24 protein-coding genes are annotated in these 23833 nt (G+C 60.0%); 6 read left to right on the top strand and 18 right to left on the bottom strand.

Going from position 1 to position 23833, the window contains the following annotated elements; genetic code table 11:
• Positions 1–45 precede the first annotated feature (45 nt).
• The 9 genes from ccoS to ccoN form a co-directional block, all read right to left on the bottom strand.
• Positions 46–204, bottom strand: coding sequence for a cbb3-type cytochrome oxidase assembly protein CcoS (gene ccoS, locus AC1D2R_RS17905; protein WP_477968948.1), 159 nt, complete (start codon positions 202–204; stop codon positions 46–48).
• The gene (locus AC1D2R_RS17900) at positions 201–2492 is read right to left on the bottom strand and encodes a cation-translocating P-type ATPase (protein ID WP_477968946.1); all 2292 of its coding nucleotides are present in this window, start codon (positions 2490–2492) and stop codon (positions 201–203) included. Before AC1D2R_RS17900 ends, ccoS begins: the two co-directional genes overlap by 4 nt.
• Positions 2489–2974, bottom strand: coding sequence for a FixH family protein (locus tag AC1D2R_RS17895; protein WP_477968944.1), 486 nt, complete (start codon positions 2972–2974; stop codon positions 2489–2491). Before AC1D2R_RS17895 ends, AC1D2R_RS17900 begins: the two co-directional genes overlap by 4 nt.
• On the bottom strand, positions 2971–4539 hold the full coding sequence (gene ccoG, locus AC1D2R_RS17890) for a cytochrome c oxidase accessory protein CcoG (protein WP_477968942.1): 1569 nt from the start codon (positions 4537–4539) through the stop codon (positions 2971–2973). Before ccoG ends, AC1D2R_RS17895 begins: the two co-directional genes overlap by 4 nt.
• Positions 4540–4889: 350 nt before the next feature.
• Positions 4890–5075: a hypothetical protein gene (locus tag AC1D2R_RS17885; protein WP_477968940.1), complete on the bottom strand. Its 186-nt coding sequence runs from the start codon at positions 5073–5075 to the stop codon at positions 4890–4892.
• 11 nt (positions 5076–5086) lie between these two features.
• The gene (gene ccoP / locus AC1D2R_RS17880) at positions 5087–5950 is read right to left on the bottom strand and encodes a cytochrome-c oxidase, cbb3-type subunit III (protein ID WP_477968938.1); all 864 of its coding nucleotides are present in this window, start codon (positions 5948–5950) and stop codon (positions 5087–5089) included.
• A 1-nt stretch (position 5951) separates the two neighbouring features.
• The gene (locus AC1D2R_RS17875; RefSeq protein ID WP_477968936.1) at positions 5952–6104 is read right to left on the bottom strand and encodes a cbb3-type cytochrome c oxidase subunit 3; all 153 of its coding nucleotides are present in this window, start codon (positions 6102–6104) and stop codon (positions 5952–5954) included.
• Positions 6105–6113: 9 nt separating this feature from the next.
• On the bottom strand, positions 6114–6848 hold the full coding sequence (gene ccoO / locus AC1D2R_RS17870) for a cytochrome-c oxidase, cbb3-type subunit II (protein ID WP_477968934.1): 735 nt from the start codon (positions 6846–6848) through the stop codon (positions 6114–6116).
• A gap of 8 nt (positions 6849–6856) precedes the next feature.
• Positions 6857–8479 carry a cytochrome-c oxidase, cbb3-type subunit I gene (ccoN, locus tag AC1D2R_RS17865; RefSeq protein ID WP_477968932.1) on the bottom strand — a complete coding sequence of 541 codons (1623 nt, stop codon included), beginning with the start codon at positions 8477–8479 and terminating at the stop codon, positions 6857–6859.
• A 235-nt stretch (positions 8480–8714) separates the two neighbouring features.
• Here ccoN and AC1D2R_RS17860 point away from each other — a divergent pair, with 235 nt between their 5' ends.
• The 5 genes from AC1D2R_RS17860 to AC1D2R_RS17840 all read left to right on the top strand — a co-directional run bounded on the left by AC1D2R_RS17860 (position 8715) and on the right by AC1D2R_RS17840 (position 14501).
• Entirely contained in the window at positions 8715–9446 is a 732-nt protein-coding gene (locus AC1D2R_RS17860) for a Crp/Fnr family transcriptional regulator (RefSeq protein ID WP_477968930.1), read from the top strand.
• Between the two features lie 24 nt (positions 9447–9470).
• Positions 9471–11396, top strand: a complete 1926-nt coding sequence (locus AC1D2R_RS17855) for a hybrid sensor histidine kinase/response regulator (protein ID WP_477968928.1) — start codon at positions 9471–9473, stop codon at positions 11394–11396.
• 470 nt (positions 11397–11866) lie between these two features.
• Entirely contained in the window at positions 11867–12310 is a 444-nt protein-coding gene (locus AC1D2R_RS17850; protein ID WP_477968926.1) for a pseudoazurin, read from the top strand.
• A gap of 56 nt (positions 12311–12366) precedes the next feature.
• Positions 12367–12894, top strand: coding sequence for a YcnI family copper-binding membrane protein (locus AC1D2R_RS17845; RefSeq protein ID WP_477968923.1), 528 nt, complete (start codon positions 12367–12369; stop codon positions 12892–12894).
• Between the two features lie 17 nt (positions 12895–12911).
• Positions 12912–14501 carry a copper resistance CopC/CopD family protein gene (locus tag AC1D2R_RS17840; protein WP_477968921.1) on the top strand — a complete coding sequence of 530 codons (1590 nt, stop codon included), beginning with the start codon at positions 12912–12914 and terminating at the stop codon, positions 14499–14501.
• 4 nt (positions 14502–14505) lie between these two features.
• Here AC1D2R_RS17840 and AC1D2R_RS17835 read toward each other — a convergent pair whose 3' ends face one another.
• The 3 genes from AC1D2R_RS17835 to AC1D2R_RS17825 form a co-directional block, all read right to left on the bottom strand.
• Entirely contained in the window at positions 14506–14760 is a 255-nt protein-coding gene (locus tag AC1D2R_RS17835; RefSeq protein WP_477968919.1) for a WGR domain-containing protein, read from the bottom strand.
• A 242-nt stretch (positions 14761–15002) separates the two neighbouring features.
• A complete protein-coding gene (locus AC1D2R_RS17830) occupies positions 15003–15725 on the bottom strand; it encodes an aspartate/glutamate racemase family protein (RefSeq protein WP_477968917.1) in 723 nt (240 codons plus the stop codon).
• A gap of 22 nt (positions 15726–15747) precedes the next feature.
• Positions 15748–16377 carry a flavin reductase family protein gene (locus AC1D2R_RS17825; RefSeq protein WP_477968915.1) on the bottom strand — a complete coding sequence of 210 codons (630 nt, stop codon included), beginning with the start codon at positions 16375–16377 and terminating at the stop codon, positions 15748–15750.
• A 131-nt stretch (positions 16378–16508) separates the two neighbouring features.
• Here AC1D2R_RS17825 and AC1D2R_RS17820 point away from each other — a divergent pair, with 131 nt between their 5' ends.
• Complete coding sequence (locus AC1D2R_RS17820) at positions 16509–17186, top strand: GntR family transcriptional regulator (protein WP_477968913.1); 678 nt, start codon at positions 16509–16511, stop codon at positions 17184–17186.
• Positions 17187–17195: 9 nt separating this feature from the next.
• Here the strand turns inward: AC1D2R_RS17820 and AC1D2R_RS17815 are convergent, their stop codons facing one another.
• The 6 genes from AC1D2R_RS17815 to AC1D2R_RS17790 are packed head-to-tail and all read right to left on the bottom strand — an operon-like array spanning position 17196 to position 23781.
• The gene (locus tag AC1D2R_RS17815) at positions 17196–18179 is read right to left on the bottom strand and encodes an ABC transporter ATP-binding protein (RefSeq protein WP_477968911.1); all 984 of its coding nucleotides are present in this window, start codon (positions 18177–18179) and stop codon (positions 17196–17198) included.
• Entirely contained in the window at positions 18176–19159 is a 984-nt protein-coding gene (locus AC1D2R_RS17810) for an ABC transporter ATP-binding protein (RefSeq protein ID WP_477968909.1), read from the bottom strand. Before AC1D2R_RS17810 ends, AC1D2R_RS17815 begins: the two co-directional genes overlap by 4 nt.
• Entirely contained in the window at positions 19152–20645 is a 1494-nt protein-coding gene (locus tag AC1D2R_RS17805) for an amidohydrolase family protein (protein ID WP_477968907.1), read from the bottom strand. The genes AC1D2R_RS17810 and AC1D2R_RS17805 overlap by 8 nt, the downstream gene beginning before the upstream one ends.
• Entirely contained in the window at positions 20645–21838 is a 1194-nt protein-coding gene (locus tag AC1D2R_RS17800; RefSeq protein ID WP_477968905.1) for an amidohydrolase family protein, read from the bottom strand. Before AC1D2R_RS17800 ends, AC1D2R_RS17805 begins: the two co-directional genes overlap by 1 nt.
• Positions 21839–21843: 5 nt before the next feature.
• Entirely contained in the window at positions 21844–22794 is a 951-nt protein-coding gene (locus tag AC1D2R_RS17795; RefSeq protein WP_477968903.1) for an ABC transporter permease, read from the bottom strand.
• Between the two features lie 18 nt (positions 22795–22812).
• Positions 22813–23781 carry an ABC transporter permease gene (locus AC1D2R_RS17790; protein WP_477968901.1) on the bottom strand — a complete coding sequence of 323 codons (969 nt, stop codon included), beginning with the start codon at positions 23779–23781 and terminating at the stop codon, positions 22813–22815.
• Positions 23782–23833 lie beyond the last annotated feature (52 nt).

Here is a 23833-nt window from a genome sequence, read left to right as displayed (position 1 = left end):
ATTTTTTTCAAGCCTGGTTCTACGTTCTATCTCTGGAGGCGTTGATCAGGGTTTCGGCGGGCTGTTTTCATCATCGGACAGAATCCGCCAGGCAGCGCCCTGGAGGTCGTCATACTGGCCGCTCTTGAGCGACCAGACGAATGCGAAGAGCCCGACCCCTCCCAACAGAAGGGCGATTGGTATGAGGTAGATCAGCATGTTCATGCTGTTTTGACCTCCGGTCGGATGGCCACTGTCGCCACGTCGGGGCTTGAGTTGCGACGTGTTTCCAATGTGTTCAGACGGAGCGCGTTCACCACGACGATGATTGAAGACGTCGACATCGCGACTGCGGCAATTAACGGGGTTGCGAGGCCAGCTATAGCAACGGGCACAGCGAGCACATTGTATCCGATCGCCAGAACAAAGTTCTGGCGGATGAGTCTCGCAGCATTTTTCGCGACGCTGATAGCTTCTGGAACAGCGTCCAGGCGCTCGTTGAAGAAAACCAGATCGGCGGCTTGGCGGCCTATGTCGGAAGCAGTTGACGGAGCCATCGAGACATGGGCAGCCGCAAGTGCTGGAGCATCGTTGATGCCGTCGCCCACCATAAGGACTCGATGGCCCCCGGCGTTCAGCCGCTGGCACTCGTCGACCTTTTGTTTCGGCGTCAGCCCCCCCATTGCAGTGTCGATGCCAAGCTTGCGCGCCGTGTTGTCGACAACGCTCTGTCGATCGCCTGACACAATCAAGGTACCGAGGTCAGATGCATCGAGTTGCCTGACCGTGTCGGATGCGCCCGGCCGAAGTGTGTCGTCGAAGTAGAACCGGACAAGGGTGGCACCATCCTTCGCAAGCACGACCTCAGAGAGGGGACTGTTATCGCTCGACGGCAAATCGCCGGTGGCACAAGCAAAGGCCGCACTGCCCAGCCGATAGACAGAATGGCCGCTGATGGCTTGAAGCCCACCACCGGGGACCTCCGACACAGTGTCAAACGAGACTGGGAGGCGCTGGGTGTCACGCACGAGCGCTCGTGACAAAGGGTGCCGCGAATGCCCAGCCAACCCGAGTGCGATCGCAATGTCCTGGTCGTTGGCGGCTTCAGTCTTGATCAGCTTTGGGCTGCCCATCGTCAACGTGCCTGTCTTGTCGAAAGCGACCGTGTCCACCTCGGCCAGTCTTTCCAGCGCCGAGCCGTCCTTAACCATGATCCCCTTTCGGAAGAGCTCGCCTGCGGCGACGATCTGCACCACTGGAACGGCAAGCCCAAGCGCGCAGGGACAAGTAATGATGAGCACCGCAACGCCAACCAGCATCGCATGCTTCCAGTCTCCACCGATCACGCCCCATACTATGAATGAGACAAGTGCCAGAAGGTGGACGACTGGGGAATAGAGTCCGGCAGCGCGGTCGGCGATCCGTCGATAGCGTGCCCGACCACCTTCGGCAGCCTCCATGAGGCTTAGGATTTCTGCCAGAAGTGAGTTCTTCGCAAGTTTTGTCGCGCGTACGACGAGCGAGCCCGTCAGGTTCATCGCACCGGAGCTCACTTCGCTGTCTATGGCGGTGGCGACCACCGGTATGCTCTCGCCCGTAACGATGGAGAGATCCAGGTCGCTTTCACCGCTGACGACCAGCCCGTCGACCGGAACACGTTCGCCCGCAGCGACAAGGATTTCATCGCCAGGCGCGATCTCTTCAACAGCAACATAACGGTGCGACCCGTCAGGCGTCACCACCAGCGCGCCTCGAGGCGCGAGCCGAGCGAGCCCGTTGATGGCCGCACGCGCCTTCTCTCGCATCACGTGATCAAGTGTTCTGCCGATCAGCAGAAAAAACAGAAGGGAGACCGATGCATCAAACCAGGCATGCTCGCCGTGGTGGATCGTCTCTGACAGCGACACAGCATAGGAGAGCGTGACCGCGAGCGAAATCGGGACGTCCATGTTCGTCCGCCCATTTTTGAGAGCGTTCCATGCCGACTGGAAGAAGAAGCGACCCGCGTATACCAGCGCAGGAGCAGCTATCATCGCGGAAATCCAATGGAACATGTCGCGCGTTGCTGCATCCGCGCCAGACCAGACCGAAACGGAAAGAAGCATTATGTTGGCTGCAGCGAACCCGGAAACGCCGACTGCGAGAATAAGCTGGTTTTTGGTCCTGTCGTTTTCCGGCGCTTGAGGCGAAAAAAGATGCGCGCGATATCCGGCCGCATTGACCGCAGAAATGATTCCCGAAGGGTCCGTTAGCCCCCTTTCGGTGGCCTCGAGGTATAAACAGGTCACACGCCGAGCAGTCAGGTTTACCCGTGCTTTTTTAACGAACGGTAGAGCCGAAAGTTCCTGTTCGATCGCCGAAATGCAACCGCCGCAATGTACGTCCGGAACGCTCAGGTCGAGTTGCCGCAGGCCGTCGCCCATAGGATGGCTGGCGAGCGTGATTTCCTCAGAGCTGAATGAGGTCGTGCTGAGAGCCAGGACGCTCTCGGTGTTCATCGTGCAGCAGGTCACTGGTTAAACTCCGCGGTATCGATGCGTTTGGCCTCATGCATGACGACGGCAGCTTCATTTCTGGAGATGACTTCGACGATCCAGTCTCCGACAGCGACACCATGCCTGGCTTCGAAGTGCCCTTCGGCGGTCTTCTTGAAGTCGACATGAAAATCCTCGTGGGCTCCGACCGGGCGTTTGAAGTTCGCCGTGACGTCGTCGACCATTGTGGGCGACCCGTCCTTGTTGCGAATGTCGTAGCGGATCGCGTCTCCTTTGATCGAGATACTGCCGGTAATGCCCGAAGCGGACATTGCCTTCATCGCCTCGGCCTTCCTGTTGAACTCCTGGCTCGCGACATAGGTGTTTTCCACCACAAGCCCGCTCCAACTGGACGAAGCGAACCACGCCATGGTTACGTTCACTCCAATCACCACCGCGAAGAACGCGGACGTCACCAGCAGCATATGTCGGCCGGTGAACCCTTGAGTAGAGGTCGTCATTTCTCGTCTCCTGGCGAATTGAACGCGGCGCGGTAGGTCGCTCTGTCGGCATGGTCGGCGTCATCGACCACGAAGAGGAATTCGTTGGTTGCAGAGCCTGACTGCTTCCACGTAACGAACACCTTGATGGTGGTGGCGGCGTCAGGTTCGGCATCAATGGTGAAGGTTCGTCCGTCGGTCTTGCTGAGCTCGGGAATGCGCATCGTCGCTCCCTCGAGGCCTGACAGGCTTACTGTCACCTTCCTTGGCTGCGGAACCATGTTGAGGACGCGGAGCGTGTAGCCATTGCGAATGGAACCGTCGCTCTCCAGGACGAATTGGGGATTGCGGTCATGGACGACGTTGAGCTCGAGGCGCTCTCGCAAAGCGAGATGGACAAGCATCGCCACTCCGATCGAAGCCCATACCACACCGTAGAAGACAACCCTTGGACGGAATATGATGCGCCAATTGAAGTGGCGGATTGCCGAGGTGAAGGTTCCGTCCTCGTTCCGGACGCGGTCCGGTTGGATGGCCGTTCGCCCACAGTCTGTAGCAAGCGCCATGTTGCTCGAATATTCGCTGAGCGTTGCGTAGGCGATCAAGCCGCGTGGTTTTGCGAGCTTGTCCATGACACCGTCGCAGGCATCAATACAAAGCGCACAGGTGATGCACTCCATCTGCTGGCCGTCCCGGATGTCGATACCCATGGGACAAACCGCCACGCAGGCGTTGCAGTCTACGCAGTCGCCTACGGCATGACCCTTGGCATGTGCCTTCTTCGCATGTCGCGACCGAGGTTCACCCCGCCAGTCGTTGTAAGTGACGACCAGGGAATTCTCGTCAAGCATCGCCCCTTGGATCCGCGGCCAAGGGCACATATAGGTGCAGACCTGCTCGCGCATCAGTCCACCCAGCACGTAAGTCGTTGCAGTCAGCGTGGCCACAGTGGCGTAAGCCACGACGGCAGCCTGTCGCGTGAACAGCGCTATCGCAAGACTGGGCGCGTCCGAAAAATAGAAGATCCAGGCGCCGCCCGTAGCGACGCCGATGACCAGCCAAATAGCATGTTTTAAAACGCGCTTTCTGAGTTTCGCGAAACTCCAGGGAGCCGCATCAAGCTTCATCCTGGCATTGCGATCTCCTTCGATGGCGCGTTCGACCACAAGAAAGAGGTCGACCCAGACGGTCTGAGGACAGGCGTAGCCGCACCAGGCGCGGCCAACGGCGGACGTCACCAGAAAGAGGCCGAAACCAGCCATCACCAGCAGTCCCGCCACATAGTAGAATTCCTGCGGCCAGATCTCGATGAAAAAGAAGAAAAAACGGCGCGAAGACAGGTCGATGAGGATGGCCTGGTCGGGTGCATAGGGACCACGATCCCAGCGGATCCAAGGCGCAAGATAGTAGATGCCAAGCGTGATCAGCATCACAATCCATTTGAATCGGCGGAAGCGACCTTCTGCCCTCCTTGGGAACACCTTCTTGCGAGCTTCGTAGAGAGGCTGCCGATTGCGGCGGGCATTGACTGGTTCGACAGCGACCCGTTCGATACCATTGGGATCTGGAGCGGTGTACAGGTTCATGGGGCCCTATCCAAGTTTCTCAACCCATTTGTCATCGTCCAGAAGTCTCGTCCTTGACGCAGATCAAGAACGGCGGACCTTCCGAGAAAATGAAAGGCCAGTCCCCAAACAGGAGACATGGCCTTCAAGGAACTTGACGGGGCGCTTTTACCGTCGGCTCAAGGGGTGGTCTTTGAGGAAAATCAAACGAACAGACGATTGGCCACCGGCGGCGCTTGCCATGAAACAGAGCCCTCTGGAGGGCTTCGTTAAAAGCGAAAACAGGATGGCCGCGCCTTGGAGAGAAGGCGCGGCCCGCAGGAGCTGCACGGAGATAATCCACGCAAACACCTCCACCAGACAGGACGTATCTAGTGGCTCGTCAGCTCGTCGTCTTTGAGGCAGGTCAAATCGACGGTCGAACTGCCGATTTTTTCCGGATCATCCCGCTTGGCGCCGGGAGGAACCGCCTTGGCTCGTGCCGAGACGGGCGAGTGGATGACTGAGCGCGGCGTGCCATAGAGGCTGAGCATCGGATTGTGGTCGTGCGTGGTCATTGCTGGTCTCCCTATTTTCCACCGCCGAGCGAGTGGACGAATATGGTGAGTTCCTTCACCGTAGTATCGCCCAGACGACCAGCCCATGCGGGCATCACGCCGTGCCTAGGCGCTGCGACCTGGCGAGCGATCGCGTCCTCCCCTCGCCCCTTGAGCCAGATGGCGTCTGCGAGATTTGGCGCCCCCATCTCGGTCTTTCCCCTGGCGTCCTCGCCGTGACATGCAGCACAGTTGTCGAGGAAGATCTGTTTTCCAGCTTCGGCTAGCGACGCCTCGGACGCTGTATTGGTAAGGCCCCAGACGTATGCCGCAACCTGCCTCGTCTGAGTTCGATCAAGCACCTCCGCAAAGGCCGGCATCTCCGAAACATGAGTTTCGGTGTCGTCGTCGAAGCGGACGCCATGGCCGATCGTCGCCTGAATAGAGTCCAGATCGCCCCCCCACAACCAGTCATCGTCGTTCAGATTCGGAAAGCCCGGCCCCCCGGTTGCGCCCGAGCCATGACACGGTGCGCAGTTGACCTTGAACGATGACGCACCGCCCGCAATGGCAAATTCGCGAAGAGCAGGATCCGCGTCGATCGCCTGTACCGTCTTGGTCGCGATCAGATCATGGAACTTGACTTGACCAGCCTTTGCCAGATCCAGATCCTGCTGCAGTTCTGATCGGCTCGAAAATCCCAGGAGGCCCTTCGTTGTCGAGGTAATCATCGGTATCGCCGGGTAGGCGATGGCGTAGCCGATGGCCCAGAGAATGGTCACATAGAAGGTCCACACCCACCATCTGGGCATGGGGTTGTTCAGCTCGCGGATACCGTCCCACTCGTGTCCCGTGGTCTCGACGCCGCTGATTTCATCAATATGCTTTTCCGACATCTCAATCGTCCTTCAAGGGAATATCGGCGGCCTCTTTCGCCGTCTGCCTGGTACCAGGGCGAAGTGTGAAGACAACCGCGCCCACGAAGAACGCCGCCATTGCGAGAAGGCCCCAACTGTCGGCGAAGTGCCGCATTGCTGTGTAGGTTTCCATTCGATCACCTCATCGATAGCCGGTCGCATCGTCGTAGGTCGAGAAGTCGACCAACGTTCCGAGCATCTGGAGGTAGGACACGAGCGCATCCATCTCGGTGAGCTTCGCCGGATCTCCGTCGAAATCGCCGACCTTTGCCTTGGGATAGCGTTCGAGCAGCGCCGTCGTGTCGGCGCCTGGATCGGCCTGTGCCTTCATGTCGGCCTCTGCGTTCGCGAGCATGGTATCGACGTAAGGCACGCCAACATCTTCATTGGCCTTGAGATCCATTCCGATGTCTTTGACCGTGACTTCCTGTTCCTTCAGGAACGCGTAGCTGGGCATGATCGATTCCGGTACCACCGCCCTCGGGTTGGCAAGGTGCTGCACGTGCCATTCGTTGGAGTAGCGCCCCCCAACCCGCGCAAGATCGGGACCGGTGCGCTTTGAACCCCATTGGAACGGATGGTCGTACATGGATTCAGCTGCCAGCGAGTAATGGCCGTAGCGCTCCACTTCGTCGCGGAACGGCCTGATCATCTGGCTGTGGCAGAGGTAGCAACCTTCACGGACGTAGATGTTTCTCCCCGCCAGCTCGAGCGGGGTGTAGGGGCGCATGCCCTCCACTTTCTCGATGGTGTTCTGGAGGTAGAACAGCGGAGCTATCTCGACGATTCCGCCGATACTGACCACGAGTAGCGACCCCACCAGAAGGAGCGTGGCGTTTTTCTCGAGGATTTGGTGTTTGTCCAAAAGCGATGCCATGTATCACCTCACTCGGCAGGCTGTGCCTGGGGCACAAAAGTGGTCGGAATTGCAGCCTCGTCCCTAACGCGTCCTTGTATGGTCATGAAAACGTTCCATGCCATCACGACGCCGCCTGCCAGGTAGAGCGCTCCGCCTACGGCGCGCAGCACGTAGTAGGGGAACATCGCAGCCACCGTTTCGGCAAAGGAGTAGACCAGGAAGCCTTGCGAATTGTACTCGCGCCACATCAAGCCCTGCTGGATACCGGCCACCCAAAGGACGGCGGCGTATATGACGATGCCCAGAGTTGCGAGCCAGAAGTGCCAGTTGACCATACGCAGGCTGTACAGGCGTTCGCGGCCCCAGAGCTTGGGCGTCAGGTAGTAGATTGCACCGAAGGTGATCATTCCGACCCATCCGAGCGCACCTGAATGAACGTGGCCGATCGTCCATTCCGTGTAGTGGCTGAGCGAGTTGACGGTCTTGACCGACATCATGGGACCTTCGAAGGTCGACATGCCGTAGAACGCGATGGCAACGATCATCATGCGGATTATCGGGTCGGTGCGAACCTTGTCCCACGCGCCCGAAAGGGTCATGAGGCCATTGATCATCCCGCCCCAGGAAGGCATCCAAAGCATGATGGAGAACACCATTCCCAACGTCTGGGCCCAATCCGGAAGCGCCGTATAGTGCAGATGATGAGGGCCGGCCCAGATATACATGAAGATCAGAGCCCAGAAGTGGATGATCGAAAGCCGGTAGGAGTAGACGGGGCGGTTCGCTTGCTTGGGAACGAAGTAGTACATCATTCCGAGAAAGCCGGCCGTCAGGAAGAAGCCCACCGCATTGTGACCGTACCACCATTGCGTCAACGCATCCTGGACGCCGGAGAACGCCGAGTAGCTCTTCGTGCCGAGAAACGATGCCGGAACCGCGAGGTTGTTCACCACGTGGAGCATCGCGATCGTTACGATGAAGCCGAGATAGAACCAGTTTGCGACGTAGATATGGGGTTCCCTGCGCTTCAGAATGGTTCCCAGGTAAACGACCAGGTAGGCGACCCAAACGATGGTCAGCCAGATATCGACGTACCATTCCGGCTCCGCGTATTCGCGTGCCTGGGTGATGCCGAGCACGTATCCTGTCGCCGCCATCACGATGAAGAGCTGGTAACCCCAGAACACGAACCAAGCCAAGCTACCGCCGAACAGACGCGCGTGACAGGTACGCTGCACCACGTAAAAGGATGTCATGATCAAGGCGTTGCCGCCGAACGCGAAGATGACCGCCGAAGTGTGGACCGGACGCAGGCGCCCGAAATTGAGGTACGGCGCCAGATTCAGGTCGGGGAAGGCCAATTGGAGCGCGACGACCACTCCGACGAGAAAGCCGACCACTCCCCAGAAGACCGTCGCGATAAGGCCGTAGCGAATGACTTCGTCGAAATAGCCTGACGCTTCGACCTTCGGCAACCGACCTGCCGGTGAGAAATCCATGTTTCTCATCAGCAACACGGTGCCCGCGAGAAGGCAGAAACAAAGAATGCTCATATGGACTGCAAATAGATGGTCGTGCGCGAAGGCAGCACCCAGCAAGGCTAGGAATGCCCCCACTGCGACCACCATGGTTTCAGTTGTATACTTCATGATGTCGTCCCTAGTGCGCAGTCGACCACATCGCGGCCGTCTCTCTCGTACTTGGGGAAGGACTGTCACGGGCGCGCGAGAGGCTCCTTGATCTAGATCAACGACGCCGCAGTTTCGATCGGGGTCCGGCCGCTATTACAATCCGTTACAAAGTTTCACCTTTTGAAACCGCCCGATCATTTCTCTGTGACGCACCGACGATCTAGTGCCCTCGCAAACAAGAGGGGATACGTCCATGCTGATGCAGAATAACGCCGTCTTCGAACACGCAGAACCAACGCATGACGCGATCTGTGGAGGGCAATCGCTCTCATCTCTTTTCCTGACTTCCGCGACAGAAACAATTGCGGCTGGGAAGGCGATCTTCTGGGAGGGCGACACTGTCAACCACCTGTTCCAGGTTGTGGAAGGAGTGGTCCGTCTCCACCGCATCATCGGCGAAGGCCGTCGTGTCATCACCGCGTTCCACTTTTCCGGCGATCTGATTGGCGCGTCGCTTCAGGAGACGTTCCGCTTTACAGCCGAGGCGGTGAGCGACTGCAAGATCCGACGCGTGTCGCGAAAGAGCTTCCACGAGGAAGTTGCCCGATCGGAGTCACTGCGTCCCGTTTACGTCAACCTGCTTTGCCAGGAAACTGCGGCGGCCCACGATCAGATAGTGTTGCTGTCCAGGTTGAACGCGGAAGAACGGCTCTGCAGCTTCATCGTCAAGCTTGCCTCGCGTCCTCATGCCCAGATGCGCCAAGGCTTGCTACGGGTGCCCATGAACCGACAGGACATCGCGGACTATCTTGGCATCACCATCGAAACCGTCTCAAGAACCATCACAAAGCTTGCCACGCGCAACATCGTCGTCCCGGAAGGGCGGCACGACCTGAGAATTGTGAATCTCAATCGTGTGATACAGTTGTCAGGGAACGCTGATGATTTCTCCGACCAAACCTGCCATAGGGTCAGTCTCCACTAATGCAGAGAGACGCCAGGTAGACCCATGCCCCATCGCCTGATATCGCCGCGCACCGCATCACCCCAGGAACTGGATGCCTTGGTGCATGTGCTCGACGGGGCGGACATAATTATACATCGCTCCGAAGGCACCATCACGCATTGGTCTATCGGGTGCGAGAACATGTATGGCTGGACCCGAGAGGAAGCCGTCGGCGAGAAAGTACACGAACTCCTCGCCACGCAGTTTCCAGAACCTGCCGACAGCATCAACGCGCAGCTCAAGTCCCGTGGCTTCTGGCAGGGCGAGATCATTCATCGTCACAAGAGCGGACATGACATCTACGTTGCGACGCGTTGTGTCTTGGTCAACCTCACCGATGGAGATCTGGCCGTCATCCAGACAAACAGCGATGTCAGCGCTCTCCGGCGCGCCCAGGAAGCGGTCAACGCGCGGGAAGCCCATCTGAGTTCGATCCTCGACACGGTCCCCGACGCCATGGTGGTCATCGACGACAAGGGGATGGTGCTTTCTTTCAGCAAGGCGGCCGAAAAGCTCTTCGGCATATCGTCCGAGCAGATTTGCGGACGAAACGTGAGCAACTTGATGCCCCACCCCTACCGGGACGCTCACGACGGCTATATCGATCACTATATCCAGACTGGCGAGAAGCGTATCATCGGCTACGGCCGTGTCGTAACGGGCAAGCGTGCCGATGGATCCCATTTCCCGATGGAGCTCCATGTCGGCGAAGCGACAGCCAAGGGAGAGCGAATCTTCACCGGCTTCGTGCGCGACCTCACCAGCAAGGTCAAAATCGAGGAAGACCTTCGTCAATCTCAGAAGATGGAGGCGGTCGGGCAATTGACCGGGGGGATTGCTCACGACTTCAACAATCTGCTCACGGTGATCAGCGGCAATCTGGAAATGATCGAGGACAAGCTGCCGCCGGGACAGCTCAGGGACATCTTGAAAGAGGCACAGGACGCCGCCGCAGACGGCGCGAAGCTGACGGGAGGGCTGTTGGCGTTCGGGCGGCGGCAACCACTCAATCCAAAGCCTGCGCATCTCGGTCAGCTGGTTTCCGGCTTCTCGGATCTCTTGAGGCGAACCCTGGGCGAGGACATCAAGCTCTCGACTGTCATTGCCGGCTCGGGCCTGAACGTGCTCGTAGACAGCTCGCAGCTTCAGAACGCGATCTTGAACATCGCACTGAACGCCCGCGACGCAATGCCAAAGGGCGGAAGTCTCACGACGGAAATCTCGCGGGTGCACCTGGATGCCGACTACGCCAAGATGTACCCGGACGTCCGTAGCGGCAATTTCGTTCTGATCTCAATGACCGACACCGGCTCCGGCATGTCCGAGGAAGTGACAAAACGCGCGATCGAACCATTCTTCACGACAAAGGAAGTGGGCGCTGGCACCGGTCTTGGCCTCAGCATGGTCTATGGGTTCGTAAAGCAGTCCGGCGGCCACCTCCAGCTATACAGCGAAGCTGAGCGTGGGACCACGATCCGGATCTATCTACCAGCGATGGCCGGTTCCGGATCTCAGGAGGTCCACCCGGAGCCGGAGGCGGTTGAAAGCCCCCTGCCTCGCGGCGACGAACTGGTCTTGGTTGTCGAGGACGATCCTCGTGTGCGGCGAGTCGCCGTGGCACGGTTGTCATCGATGGGATACTCGGTTCTAGAGGCGGATAACGGACGCCGTGCCATGGATGTACTAAGGGCCAACGACAAGATCGCACTCCTGTTCACCGACATCGTGATGCCCGGTGGAATGACAGGTGACGAACTGGCTCGCGAGACACGCGATCTTCGTCCTCACATGGCCGTGCTCTTTACGTCTGGTTACTCGGAACCAGGGCTGGCCGAAACGGATGGGATCTCTGGCTCGCAATGGCTTCGCAAGCCCTACACGGCCCGAGAACTCGCTTGGAAAGTTCGCGAGCTCCTTGACGAACGTTGATCCGTTTACCCGTTCTCCGGCATAATTTCGATAATGGCAGCACCCGTCGCCAATTCGCCTGACGCTGGGATCACCACGGCGACGCGGCCAGCACTATCACACCGGACAACTGGGTCGACGCCATCGTTTGCACGGAGATCGACCCGGTCATCAAGATCATCCTCTCGCAGCGGTCTGCGACGGAGTTGCGCGTCATCAAGGGCGGCTTCGTCCTACCCTGACCCAATGCGGATGGGGGCGGCGACAGTCGATCTTCGCCGCTTTGATTGTCCGATGGACGTCTGCAGAGCGCCCGGCTTCAGCGGCCAGTGCAGGATCCTCCCGCAGGCCCTGCCTCAATGGCCGAAATTCCTGACCCGTTTTGGAAGCTTTCATTTTTCCAGTTTGACGAGCGTCAAAGAACACACCCGCCGCATATCTTAGAAAACGGTCCGAGGCCAAGACGGCCTCGAAGAACAGGAGATATGAAAATGCGTTTGAAGTACGGTCTGATTGCTGCAACGGCAGCCTTGATTGCTTCGACGGCGCCGTTGATGGCCGCTGACCACCAGGTTCAGATGCTCAACAAGGGCACTGCCGGCGCAATGGTATTCGAACCCAGTTTCGTGAAGATCGCTCCCGGCGACACGATCACCTTCGTTCCAACCGACAAGAGCCATAACGTCGAGACGTTCAAGGGTCTCATCCCGGACGGCGCTCCAGAGTTCAAGTCGAAGCCCAGCGAACAGTACCAGGCCAAATTCGACCTGCCCGGCGCCTACGTCGTGAAATGCACGCCGCACGCCGGTATGGGAATGGTCGCTTTGATCCAGGTCGGCGACGCGCCCGCAAACCTCGAGGCCATCAAGACGGCCAAGGTTCCCAACATGGTGCGCAAGCGGCTTGACGCCGATCTCGCGCAGCTCGTCCAGTAACTTAACTCGGTGCGGGCGGCGCCTGTATGCGCGCCAGCCCGCGACGGAGAATATTCATGATCAAGCAAATCTCAATCGCGGTCGTGGCGGGCTTGTTCGCTGTTGGCGCGGCCCATGCACATGCTACGCTGGAGCAGAGCCAGGGCATTTCCGGCAAAGCCTACAAGGCCGTCGTTCGCATTGGGCATGGTTGCGAAGGCAAGCCAACGATCAAGGTTCGTGTGAAGGTTCCCGAAGGACTCCTGTCGGCGAAACCGATGCCGAAGCCCGGCTGGACCGAAGAGAAGGTCAAGGCGGCATATGAAAAGAGCTACGATTTGTACGGAAAGCCGGTGAAGGAAGGCGTAACCGAGATCGTGTGGACCGGCGGCAGCCTGGCCGACGACGAGTACGACGAGTTCATCTTCCGCGGGACGGTCGCCAAGGAGATTCCTGCGGGCACCCGGATCTACGTTCCGGTCGTTCAGGAATGCACCGACGGCGCTTCCGAACGTTGGATCGAAATCCCCGCAGCGGGCAAGACGTCCGATGACTATGAAACCCCCGCTCCCTACTTCGACGTGGTCGAGCAGCCCCGCACTTGAAATGCGAGTAGTCGCCCATGTGCTTCAAGCTTCAAAAATGGGCGACGTTGCTCCTTCAACCTGCAGGTCTCCTGCTTGTCCTAGCAATGGGCGTTCTCGTCCCAGTCGGCGCGCATGCCCATGCCGTTCTTGTCAGTTCGTCACCGGCTTGGGATGAGACCGTCAAGACCCTCCCCTCTGGCGTCAGGCTTCAGTTCAACGAACCGGTTAGCGTGATCAGGGCCGCGGTGAGAGACGCGGGCGGCGTCAGCCAGAATCTGATCGCGGCCAGCACCGGCACGGTCGTGACATTAAATCTTCCAGATCCAGTCGGCCACGGCTCCGTGATCGTTAGCTACCGTGTCGAGTCCGAAGACGGACATCCGGTCGGCGGTTCGCTCGTTTTTCACGTCGGCGCGGCGTCGCCGGCGGCGACGGATGTCGCCGAAGCCGCTTCATCCGGTCTGAACGTCGCCATATGGCTCGTCCATATCGCGACGATACTCTATCTGGCAGTTTTCGTTGGCGGCGCGCTGTTCAATCGTTGGCTCGATCCGGGCCGCGCACTGCCTGTACGACCCGTCGCGATACTGGTCCCCGGCGGTCTTCTTCTCATGACGGGCCTGTATCTGCAGGGCCTGGACGAATTGGGCCTGGGCCTCACATTACGCGGTCTTGAACCTCTAAAATACGCCGCGCACGGAAACGCTTTGATCGCCGCGGGTCTCGCCTTTCTTTCGATCGTCCTGATATCGCTTCCGCTCACTGCGAACCGTCGAGGCTATCTGATGAGCGCGATGCTCGCGATGGCCACCGCTTCAATGGCCTTCACGTTTACGGGACACTGCAATGTCGTCGAGCCTCGCTGGCTGGCCAGGACATGCATATTCCTTCATGGAGCGGCCATGCTGTTCTGGATTGGCAGTTTGATGCCTCTGTTGCAGCTTGGCAAAACGCGGTTCAGCAAGCGCCCCCTTCTGGCCTTCTCGCGGGCAATTCCGGTGCCTTTCGTTCTCATGCTTGCAGCAGGCGCGACCCTTGCATTTATCGAGCTTCCCGAGATCTCGCAGATGCTTTCTTCGCTCTACGGCCAGGTCCTGGCTGTGAAAATCGCGCTCGTGGGGATCCTCTGCATTGTCGCGGGATACAATCGATTCTGGCTCACAAAACCGGCGCTTGCGGGCAGCCGGACCGCCCGAATGCACCTGCGACGCAGCATTGCCTGCGAGATTGCATTGGCGATCGCCATCGTCGGCGCAGCGTCCCTCTGGCGCTTTGCCGGACCGGCCATGGCCTTCGTCGATGAACCAGCCACTTCGCTTCATCTGCATTCCGACAAGCTCATGGCGCAACTGGAGCTTGGTCGCGATCCCGCCGGAGTGACCCGCGCGCGGGTGGTCGTCATGGGTCCTGATTTCGGACCGATCGGGCCGCGTTCGGTGATGCTTCGACTGATGAATCCGGAGGCCGGCATCGAGCCGATAAGGTACGACTTGCGAAAGTCTTCCGAAGGCGGCTGGGAAGGAACGGTTCTGGCTCTTGGCGATCCGGCAGGCTGGAAAGTGGATGTCGAAGTCCTGATCGATGACTTTACATCTGCGCATCTTGAAGGCCGTCTGTTGAAATAGGATTTTAGTTAAGCGAAATGCCCATTCTCTCTCGCGGATGGCTGCGGCGCTGCTTGAGGCGAACCGGTTCCGCCACACGCATGTTCGCCTTCGAGCTATCGAAACAAAGATCGACACGGCGCTTGCCATCCGTTCCGATCCGTCCCCAGCGCCGGATCAGAACCGTGTCGCCGAGCAGATCGGTTTCTATGGTCAGATGATAAAACCGGCGCATGTTCCGCGCGGGGTCGATGCGATAAAGGAGGTTACCATTGCTCATCGTTGAAGTTTCGCGCGGGGAAGTGCGCCCGTCCAATGAGTTTTGTGAATCGAACGATCCCGCCCGATTCAGGACCGTGTTGCATTGCTAGTCCCGATGGACAAGGGCCTCCTTAGCTAAAGTCCGCAGAGAACTCGTCTCTTGGGGGACGATGCCCAAAACGTGCACATGGCAATACACACACAAACGAGCTGAATGTATCTTATACAATGTTTTCTGATAGTTATCGGTCACATGACCGGTCAGGCGCAGGCCGAAATCTTCGTTTCCTTCAAGCGCGGATAGTCATATGAGTTGACTTTCGAAGTCATGTAGCCTGCGCCAACCATCGCCTCCGCCATCTTTATCGCCGCCGTCACTCCGTCGATGACGGGAACGCCCGTTGCCTCACGCAGCCGATCGCAAAGAGCGGACATCCCGGCGCAACCGAGGATAATCGCTTCGGCCCGGTCTTCTGTCTTCGCTGCCTCAATCTCGCGGATCAGCAGCGATTCTGCCCCGGCCGGGTCTTCCTCCAGTCCTAGAACGGGAAGATTAATGGCGCGGACATTGCGGCAATGGCGCTCCGCACCGTAGTCGCTCACCAGATCCTCGATGATCGCGATCGAGCGCGGCAGCGTGGTGATGATCGAGAAGCGGCGGCTGATGGTCATGGCGACCTGTACGGCCGCCTGGCAGATTCCGATCACCGGTCCCCGCGCCACTTCGCGCGCGGCATGTAGACCGGGGTCGTCGAAGCAAGCCACCACATAAGCATCGACGCCCAGCCGCTCGCCCTTGCGGATTTCATCGAGCATGCCCGGAACCGCAACGGCTTCATCGGCGCCGCCTTCGATACTGACGGGCGTGTCGAGCGGATTGACGGCCGAGACATCCGTGTCCTTCTGCTTGACGCGCAAGGCGCTATTCAGCGCCTGCACAGTCATGGACGCCGTGGAATTCGGATTGATCAGACGGATGTGCATGGTATCGAACCTTTCAAAGCCTTCAGTCGCGCTGCGGCTTGATGAAATCGGCAATTGGCGGAGCCTTCAGGACGAACTGGCGGTCCGAGGTGATGTAGTTGTCGGCGTGCAGCCGGGCGATCGGCTGGTAATTTTCCGGATCGACATAATGCCCCTCAGCATCCAGGCATTCACGCCGGACGTGCATGTGCACGACCTCGCCGAGAACCAGGGTGCGGCGCGGATAATCGATGAGGCGTTCGACACGGCACTCGAAGACGCAGGGCGATTCGGCCGCATAGCTCGCATCGATCTGACTGCAGGTGGTTGCCGTGAGGCCAGCAATGGAAAGCTCGTCGACCTCGTTGTCGAAGCCGAGACCGCAGACAAGCATCTGCTGTGAAAGTGCCATGTCCACCATATTGATGGCAAACTCCTGCGTGCGGCGGATATTCATCATCGTATCCTTTTCCTCACCATTCAGTCGAGGCTGGATGCCGAGCACAACGATCGCCGGATCGTGGGAGAACACGTTGAAGAAGCTCATCGGCGCCGCGTTGCTGTGGCCGGCCTCGGAACGCGTCGTCACGAGCGCGATTGGCCGCGGCCCGATGAAATTCGTCAACAGACGGTAGCGGCTGAGCGGCTCAAGCTCGGTAAAGTCAAATTCCATGGCTCGATCCTGAGTTAATAATATACAATATTATTTCATATTGTTGACAATTTTGCAATCAGAATTCTACTGTTACAGTTGACATTTTCCGCTGTTTCCCGCTTGTCTAACCCCAATGGGGAGTGCAATTTATGACTGAGCAAACCGGTCCTTCTACACAACAGATTGTCGAGAAAGTCTGGCTGTCTATCGCCGAGCGCAGGCTCCGTCCCGGCGTTCAGCTGAAGGAGGAGCAGATGGCCGCGATTTTCAACGTCAGCCGCGCCCGCATCCGGCAGGCACTGGCCGCTCTTGAACGCGACGGTCTCGTCACCATCATCCCCAATCGGGGTGCCTTCGTCTCCAAGCCTTCGGTCGAGGAAGCCCGTGATGTCTTCTTCGTACGCCGAACGGTGGAGCGCCGCGTCGTCGAGCGTCTGTGCAAATCGGTCTCGAAAGCCGATCTCAAGCGCCTGCGCGACCATGTCGCCAAGGAGCGGATTGCCAACGCCCATGATGTCACGACCGACATCATCAAGCTTTCCGGCGGCTTCCACCTGCTGCTTGCCGAAACCGCAGGCTCCGATTTCCTGTTTACGACCATGCGGGACCTGATCTCCCGATCGTCCCTCATCACGGCCGTCTACCGCAACAACAACCGTTTCAATTGCGGGCCGGACGAGCATGCCGAGATCGTTGAGGCGATCAACAACAGCGAGGCCGAAAAGGCCACCCGTCTGATGGCCCATCACCTCGAACATGTGGAATCCGAACTCGACCTCAGCGAGATCCGCGACTTTTCCCACGACCTGCGCGCAGCGCTTGCCTGAGGCATTGCCTCAGGCACTTGCGGCGTCGTCGGTCGCCAGATGGCAGGCGACGCGTGTGCCCTTTGAAAGCATGCGAACCGCCGGTATCTCCGCCGAACACCGCGCCGTAGCAATCGGGCAGCGCGGATGGAAGGTGCAGCCGGACGGCGGTTTAAGCGGGCTAGGCACCTCGCCACTCGCCAATTCCCGGTCGCGACGCGGTTCCGCGATATTGGGAATGGTCTGGAGCAGAAGTTGCGTATAAGGATGGCGCGGGCGGGCGAAGAGCTCCTCGGTATCCCCCTCCTCCACAATGCGACCGAGATACATGACGGCAATGCGATCCGACATGTGGCGCACCACGCTCATATCGTGGCTGATGAAGAGATATGTGAGACCCAGCTCATCCTGCAGCCGGCGCATGAGGTTCAGAACCTGCGCCTGCACCGAGACGTCTAGCGCCGAAGTCGGCTCGTCGCAAACGAGAAACTCCGGCTCGCTCGCCAGCGCCCGGGCGATCGAAATGCGCTGACGCTGCCCGCCGGAAAACTCGTGCGGGAATTTCTCGCCGTCCGAGGCGGAAAGTCCGACGATTAGCAAAAGCTCCTCGACCCGCTCGATGACCTCGGCCGGTGTCTCGCGCAGCTTTAGTTCGCGCAAGGGTTCGGCGATGATGTTCTTCACCCGCCAGCGCGGATTGAGCGAGGCGTAGGGATCCTGGAAGATCATCTGGGCCGAAAGCGGCGCGCCGGAGCGGCCCGGCGCGAAGCGGACTTCGCCGCCACTCGGCCTGTGCAGCCCCGTGACCAGACGCGCGACCGTAGATTTACCGCAGCCACTCTCGCCGACGATACTAAGGCAACCTCCGGCTGGCACGGTGAAGTCGATGTCGTTGACCGCCTGAACGAACTGGCGGGGCTTGCGCTCGATGACGCGATTGAGCCAGGGCGCCGAGACGTCGAAGGTCTTGACCAGGCCGTTGACGGTCAGGGCCGGCGTTTTCTGAGTGGTCATGCTGTTCCTCCCGCGTTAAGCCAGCAGGCATTGGCGCCCTCGCCGACGGCTATCAGTTCGGGCCGTTCGTTGAGACAGCGCGGGCCGGCGGAGCGGCAGCGCGGATTGAAGGCGCAGCCGGTCGGGATGGCGTCGAGGCGCGGCATCGAACCGTCGATCTGGTTGAGCCTTTCGACCCGGGCCCCGAGCGATGGGATCGAGGCCATCAGCCCCTGCGTATAGGGATGGCGTGGCGAATGCAGCACCTGCTCGACCGGGCCGATCTCGATAAGGCGGCCCGCATAGAGCACGGCGACGCGGTCGGCAGCTTCTGCAATGACGCCCATGTCATGGGTCACCAGCATGACGGCCGTCTCTTTCTCCTTGCAGAGCCGGCGCAGCAGAGAAATGATCTGTGCCTGGATCGACACGTCGAGCGCGGTGGTCGGCTCGTCGGCGATGATCAGCTTCGGAGAAGCCGAAAGCGCAAGCGCGATCACCACGCGCTGACGCATGCCGCCCGAAAACTGGTGCGGATAATGATTGACCCGCTCTTCCGGCGAGGGAATGCCAACATCGCGCAGCAACTGCACGGCACGCGCCCGCGCCTCAGCCTTGCCGAGCGGCAGATGCTGGCGGATCGTTTCGGTGAGTTGCGCGCCGACCGTGAACAGCGGGTTGAGCGAGGTCAGCGGGTCCTGGAAGATCGCCCCGATCTCCCGGCCACGGATCTGCTCCATCGCCCTGTCGCCGAGCGTATCGATGCGACGGTTGCCAAGCCAGATTTCGCCATCGGCGATGTGGCCGGGCCGTTCGAGCAGGCCCTGGATAGCCAGCCCCGTCATCGACTTGCCAGCTCCAGATTCACCCACGACGCCGAGAATTTCGCCGGCGCGGATCGAAAGGCTGATATCCGACAGCGCGGTCACCGTGCCGCGGCGACCCGGAAACTCGACCTTGAGATTGCGGACGTCGATGACCGCCTGTTGTGCTTCACCCATGTGCGTCCACCTCAATCGGATAGCTCGGCGGGAAGATCTCCGAAACCGGGGGATTGGCCCAGCTTCGCTCGGGGTATTTGGCAATCAGCCCGTCATACTGGGCCTGCGCTTCGACACGCGCCTTCTCCATGTCGATGCCCGCCACCTTGCGCGACAGCATGGAGACGCGGCCATCGACGAAGACGGCGCGGGTAACCTTGCCGGAACCGCCGGTGACCAGCGTCGTGATCGGATCGATGGACGGTGCCATGATCGTATCGTCGAGATCGAAGACGGCGATGTCGGCACGGGCACCGGGCGACAGATGCCCGAGATCGGGGCGACCGAGTGCGCGGGCACCGCCGAGCGTAGCAGCATCGAAGAGATCGGCCGAGCGCAACTGGTCGGGCGCGCGGTCGGCGATGCGGCCGGTGATCAGCCCGGCAAGCAGGTTCATCAGCATGTCGGCCGGCGACGTGTCCGTGCCCATGGCGATGTTGATGCCGCGTTTGCGGCAGGCGGAGAAGGAATTGAGGATGCTGCCGCCTCGGCCTGAGACCAGCGGACAATGCACGATGGAAACGCCGTTTGCCGCATAGAGGGCCAAGTCTTCCTCAGTCGCGTTGGTGGCGTGCGGCGCTATCAGCCGGTCGCTGAGAAGACCCGCCTTTGCCAGCCAGACCGGTGCGGTTGAGCCATAGAGGGCGCGAACCGTATCGACCTCCATGGCGCCTTGCGCCATATGCAGACGGAACTTGCAATTAAGATCGCGGGCGGCGGCGTCCGTGCGCTGGATCAGCGCCAGCGTCGATGTCTCGACCCGATCGGGCGCCAGCATGCCGCGCACGAGATCGCCGTGGCGGCCGTTTTGCCGCTCGATATAGGCGATGGCGTCGTTCAGCCCCTGGAAGCCGCGCTCCTCATCGAAGACCGGTACGATACGGCCGGGTTCTTCCAGCACCATGCCGCCGGAGCGATAGGCGGGACTGAGGTAGACGCGCAAGCCGAGTTCCCCGGCAGCATCGGCCGCCGCGTCGAATTCGGCCACGGTCTCTCCCCATTTTCGGTAGAACAGCGAAGCGATGGGAGCTGCGGTCGTAATGCCGTTCAGGAGAAGCTGGCCGAAGGCGAAACGCTTCTGGAAGGCCAGTTCGGCCTCACTATACATCTCATAGGGACCGGCCTCGACATAGGAGCGCGGCCAGACACGGCCCTTGGCCCAGCCGGGATGATGGTCGATGCCGAGAATGGTGGTGTCGAGATCGGACAGCGCGTCAAGATCGATCAGGCCGGGACTGATCAGGGCATTGCCGAAATCGATGCGACGGGCCACCTCGCCTGCAAAACGGTGACCGACGAATAAGATCTCGCCGTTTTCGAAGACCACCTCGCCGTTGTGTAGAAGGCGATGGCTGCCATCCTTGTGGCCGAGCACCCAGCTTGCGGTGACGAGCGTGCGGCCTTCGGGACGGCGGCCGAGCGCCAGGGATGCCAAAGCTTCGCTCATCACGGCATCTCCACCACGGCCTTGCCCTGGCGGGCGGTGACACGGCCGCCCTTGACGACCAGTGGCCGCGGCACGATGTCGACGACGGCATGGGCGAGCGTCTCGCCGGTCAGCAGCGTGAAATCGGCATTGCAACCGACATCCAGGCCGTAGTTTTCAAGCTGCATGACATCGGCGCCACCCTGCGAAACGACGTGAAGCACATGGGCAAGCTCGATATCCGAGCGCAGCCCGTTCTTCATGCCGATGATCTTGGCGCGATCCAGCATGTCCGGCTGGCCCCACGGGCCCCAGGTATCGCGGATGCCGTCGCAGCCGCCGCCGACGCGAACGCCGGCTTCCTTCAGCCGCATGATCGAAGGCACGTGGGCAGAAGGTGCGCCGGTCGTCAGGATCGCGACATCGAGGCGGGATATCTGCTCGATCAGCTTGCCGACCCTCAGATAGTCGTTCATGCCGAGCGCGAAAGCGTGGCTGATCGCTACCTTGCCTTCCATACCGTTGGCGCGGATGCGCTCGAAAATCAGTTCCATAGTGAAGGCGCCGAGATCGGCGGCCTCATGAAGATGAATATCGATCGGAACGCCGTGCTTGACCGCCAGCGCAAAGAGGATGTCGAGCTGGCCCTTGGGATCGCGGTCGATGCCGCAGGGATCGATGCCGCCCAGAACTTCGCAGCCCTGGCGCAGCGCTTCGTCCAGAAGCTCCAACGTGCCGGGCATGACCATGACGCCGGATTGCGGGAAGGCGACGATCTCGATGTCGATGATACCCTTCAGCTTTTCGCGTGTCTCCCAGATGCCCTCGACCAGCGAGAGGCCATGGGTCGGATCGATATCGACATGGCTGCGGATATGGGTGCCACCATTGGCGACGAGCCCGATCGCATGGCGCATGGACTGGCGATGCGGGTCGATGCCGATCTCGAGCCGGTTTTCGCGCTCGAAATCGATCCGCTCGCGCAGGATCGCCGCGCGGTTGTTGACGTGCCAGGGCATACCCCAGGTCGTCTTGTCGAGATGGGTGTGGGCGTCGATCAGGCCGGGCACGACGATGGCGCCCTCGCCATCGTCGACGGCCATGCCGGGCGCAGCCGCGAATGTCCCGAAGCCGGCAATCTTCCCGTCCTTGATAAGGATGTCGCAGCTTTCACCGGCCATCGGCCGGACATTGCGGAGCAAGAGATCGTGCATGGAACTTACCTCAGTTTCGGATTGAGCGCATCGCGCAGCCAGTCGCCGAGCATGTTGACGGTGACGACCAGCAGGCAGAGTTGAACGACGGGGAACAGGACGATCCACCATGAACCGGAAAACAGGAACTGGTTGCCGATGCGGATCAGCGTTCCGAGCGAAGGCTGGCTCGGCGGCATGCCGATGCCGAGGAACGACAGCGTCGCCTCCGTCAGGATCGCCATGCCGAAATTAAGCGTGGCGGCGACCATGATCGGCGTCAGCGTATTGGGCAGGATGTGATGGGCCATGATGCGCCGCGCCGGCACGCCGATAAGCTTTGCCGCCGACACATAGTCCTTGCCGCTTTCGACGATCGCCTGGGCGCGTACCGTTCGCGCATATTGCACCCAGGCAGACAACGCGATGGCAAGAACCAGCACCGCAGACGCCCCGGCATCGCGCAGGTATTCCGGGAGCATCTGGCGCACGACAGTCGATACAAGGATGGCGACAAGGATGGTCGGGATCGACAGCGTGATGTCGCCGATACGCATGAGCAGATTGTCGATGAAACCGCCGAAATAACCGGCGACCAGACCGGCAGTCATGCCGATTACCAGCGACAGCGCGACCGAGGCCATGCCGATGACGATGGAGATGCGCGTACCGTAGAGGATCGCCGAGAGCATGTCGCGGCCTTGCGTATCCGTGCCGAGGAGATACGGCATTTCGCCACCCTCCTGCCAGATCGGCGGCAACTCGGCCTTCCACATATCGAGCGAGGCCCCGTCATAGGGATTCTGCGGCGCGATCAACGGCGCAAAGACCGCCGTCAGGATCAGGATCGCCAGAAGCAGGGCGCTGATCTTTGCCGACCTGCTCTGGGTGAAGGACCACCAGACATCGCTGTTGCGGATGCGCTTCATGAGCGAAGGGCGGGTGGCCTTGGTCGTTTGCAAAAGTTCCGTGGTCATCGAACCGGCTCCCGTTTCTTAGCGTGCGGTGCGCAAGCGCGGATCGATTACCGCATAGGTGATGTCAACCATCGTGTTGAGGACAACAAAGATGAAGGAAATGATGCAGAGATAGGCGGCCATGACCGGGATATCGAGGAAGGTCACGGCCTGGATGAACAGCATGCCCATGCCCGGCCACTGGAATACGGTCTCGGTGATCAGCGCAAAGGCGATCAGCGAGCCGACATTCATCGCCGTCATGGTCACTACGGGCATAAGACAGTTGCGCAAGGCATGACGGAAATAGATGCGCCAGCGCGGAATGCCGCGGGCACGGGCGAATTTCACGAAATCGGAGCGCAGCACTTCCAGCATCTCCGCCCGCACAAGGCGCATCACAAGGGTGATCTGGTAAAGCGACAGTGCAATCGAGGGCAAGATCAGCGCTGCGCGGCCGGAGGGGGTGAGCAGTCCGGTCGACCACCAGCCGAGCTGCACCACGTCGCCGCGACCGAAGGCGGGGGCCCAACCCATGATCACCGAGAAGACGAGGATCAACAGGATGCCGACGACGAAGCTCGGCAGCGACACCCCGACAATGGAGAGGAACTGCAGGCCCTCCGCGTACCATTTTCCGCGCCTGATCGCGGTCAGCACGCCGAGTGGGAGACCAACCACCAGCGAGATGATGGTCGCCACCAGAACCAGCTCAAGAGTGGCGGGAAAGCGCTCCGCAATCAGCGGCAGCACCTTCTGGCCGTTACGATAGGAGACGCCGAAATTTCCCTGTGCCGCATCGGTGACAAAGCGGACATATTGTATCACCAGACCGTCGTTAAGACCGAGGCGGTCGCGCAATGCATCCTTGTCCGCCTGCGAAGTCTGCTCGCCCACCATCAGCTCGACGGGATCGCCCGCGAGCCGGAAGATCAGAAAGGCAAGCAGGGCGACGGCAAGCATCACCAGGATTGCATTTCCGAGGCGCTTGATGATGAAAACCAGCATAATGACCTCTCGACGTCGCTCCGGCCTCCGGCAGATTCTGCCCGGACGGTTC

It is taken from the genome of Rhizobium sp. P1_C7 (assembly GCF_056406295.1).
Note: the sequence above shows the minus strand (reverse complement) of the source record. Positions and strands in the feature narration are given on the sequence as shown.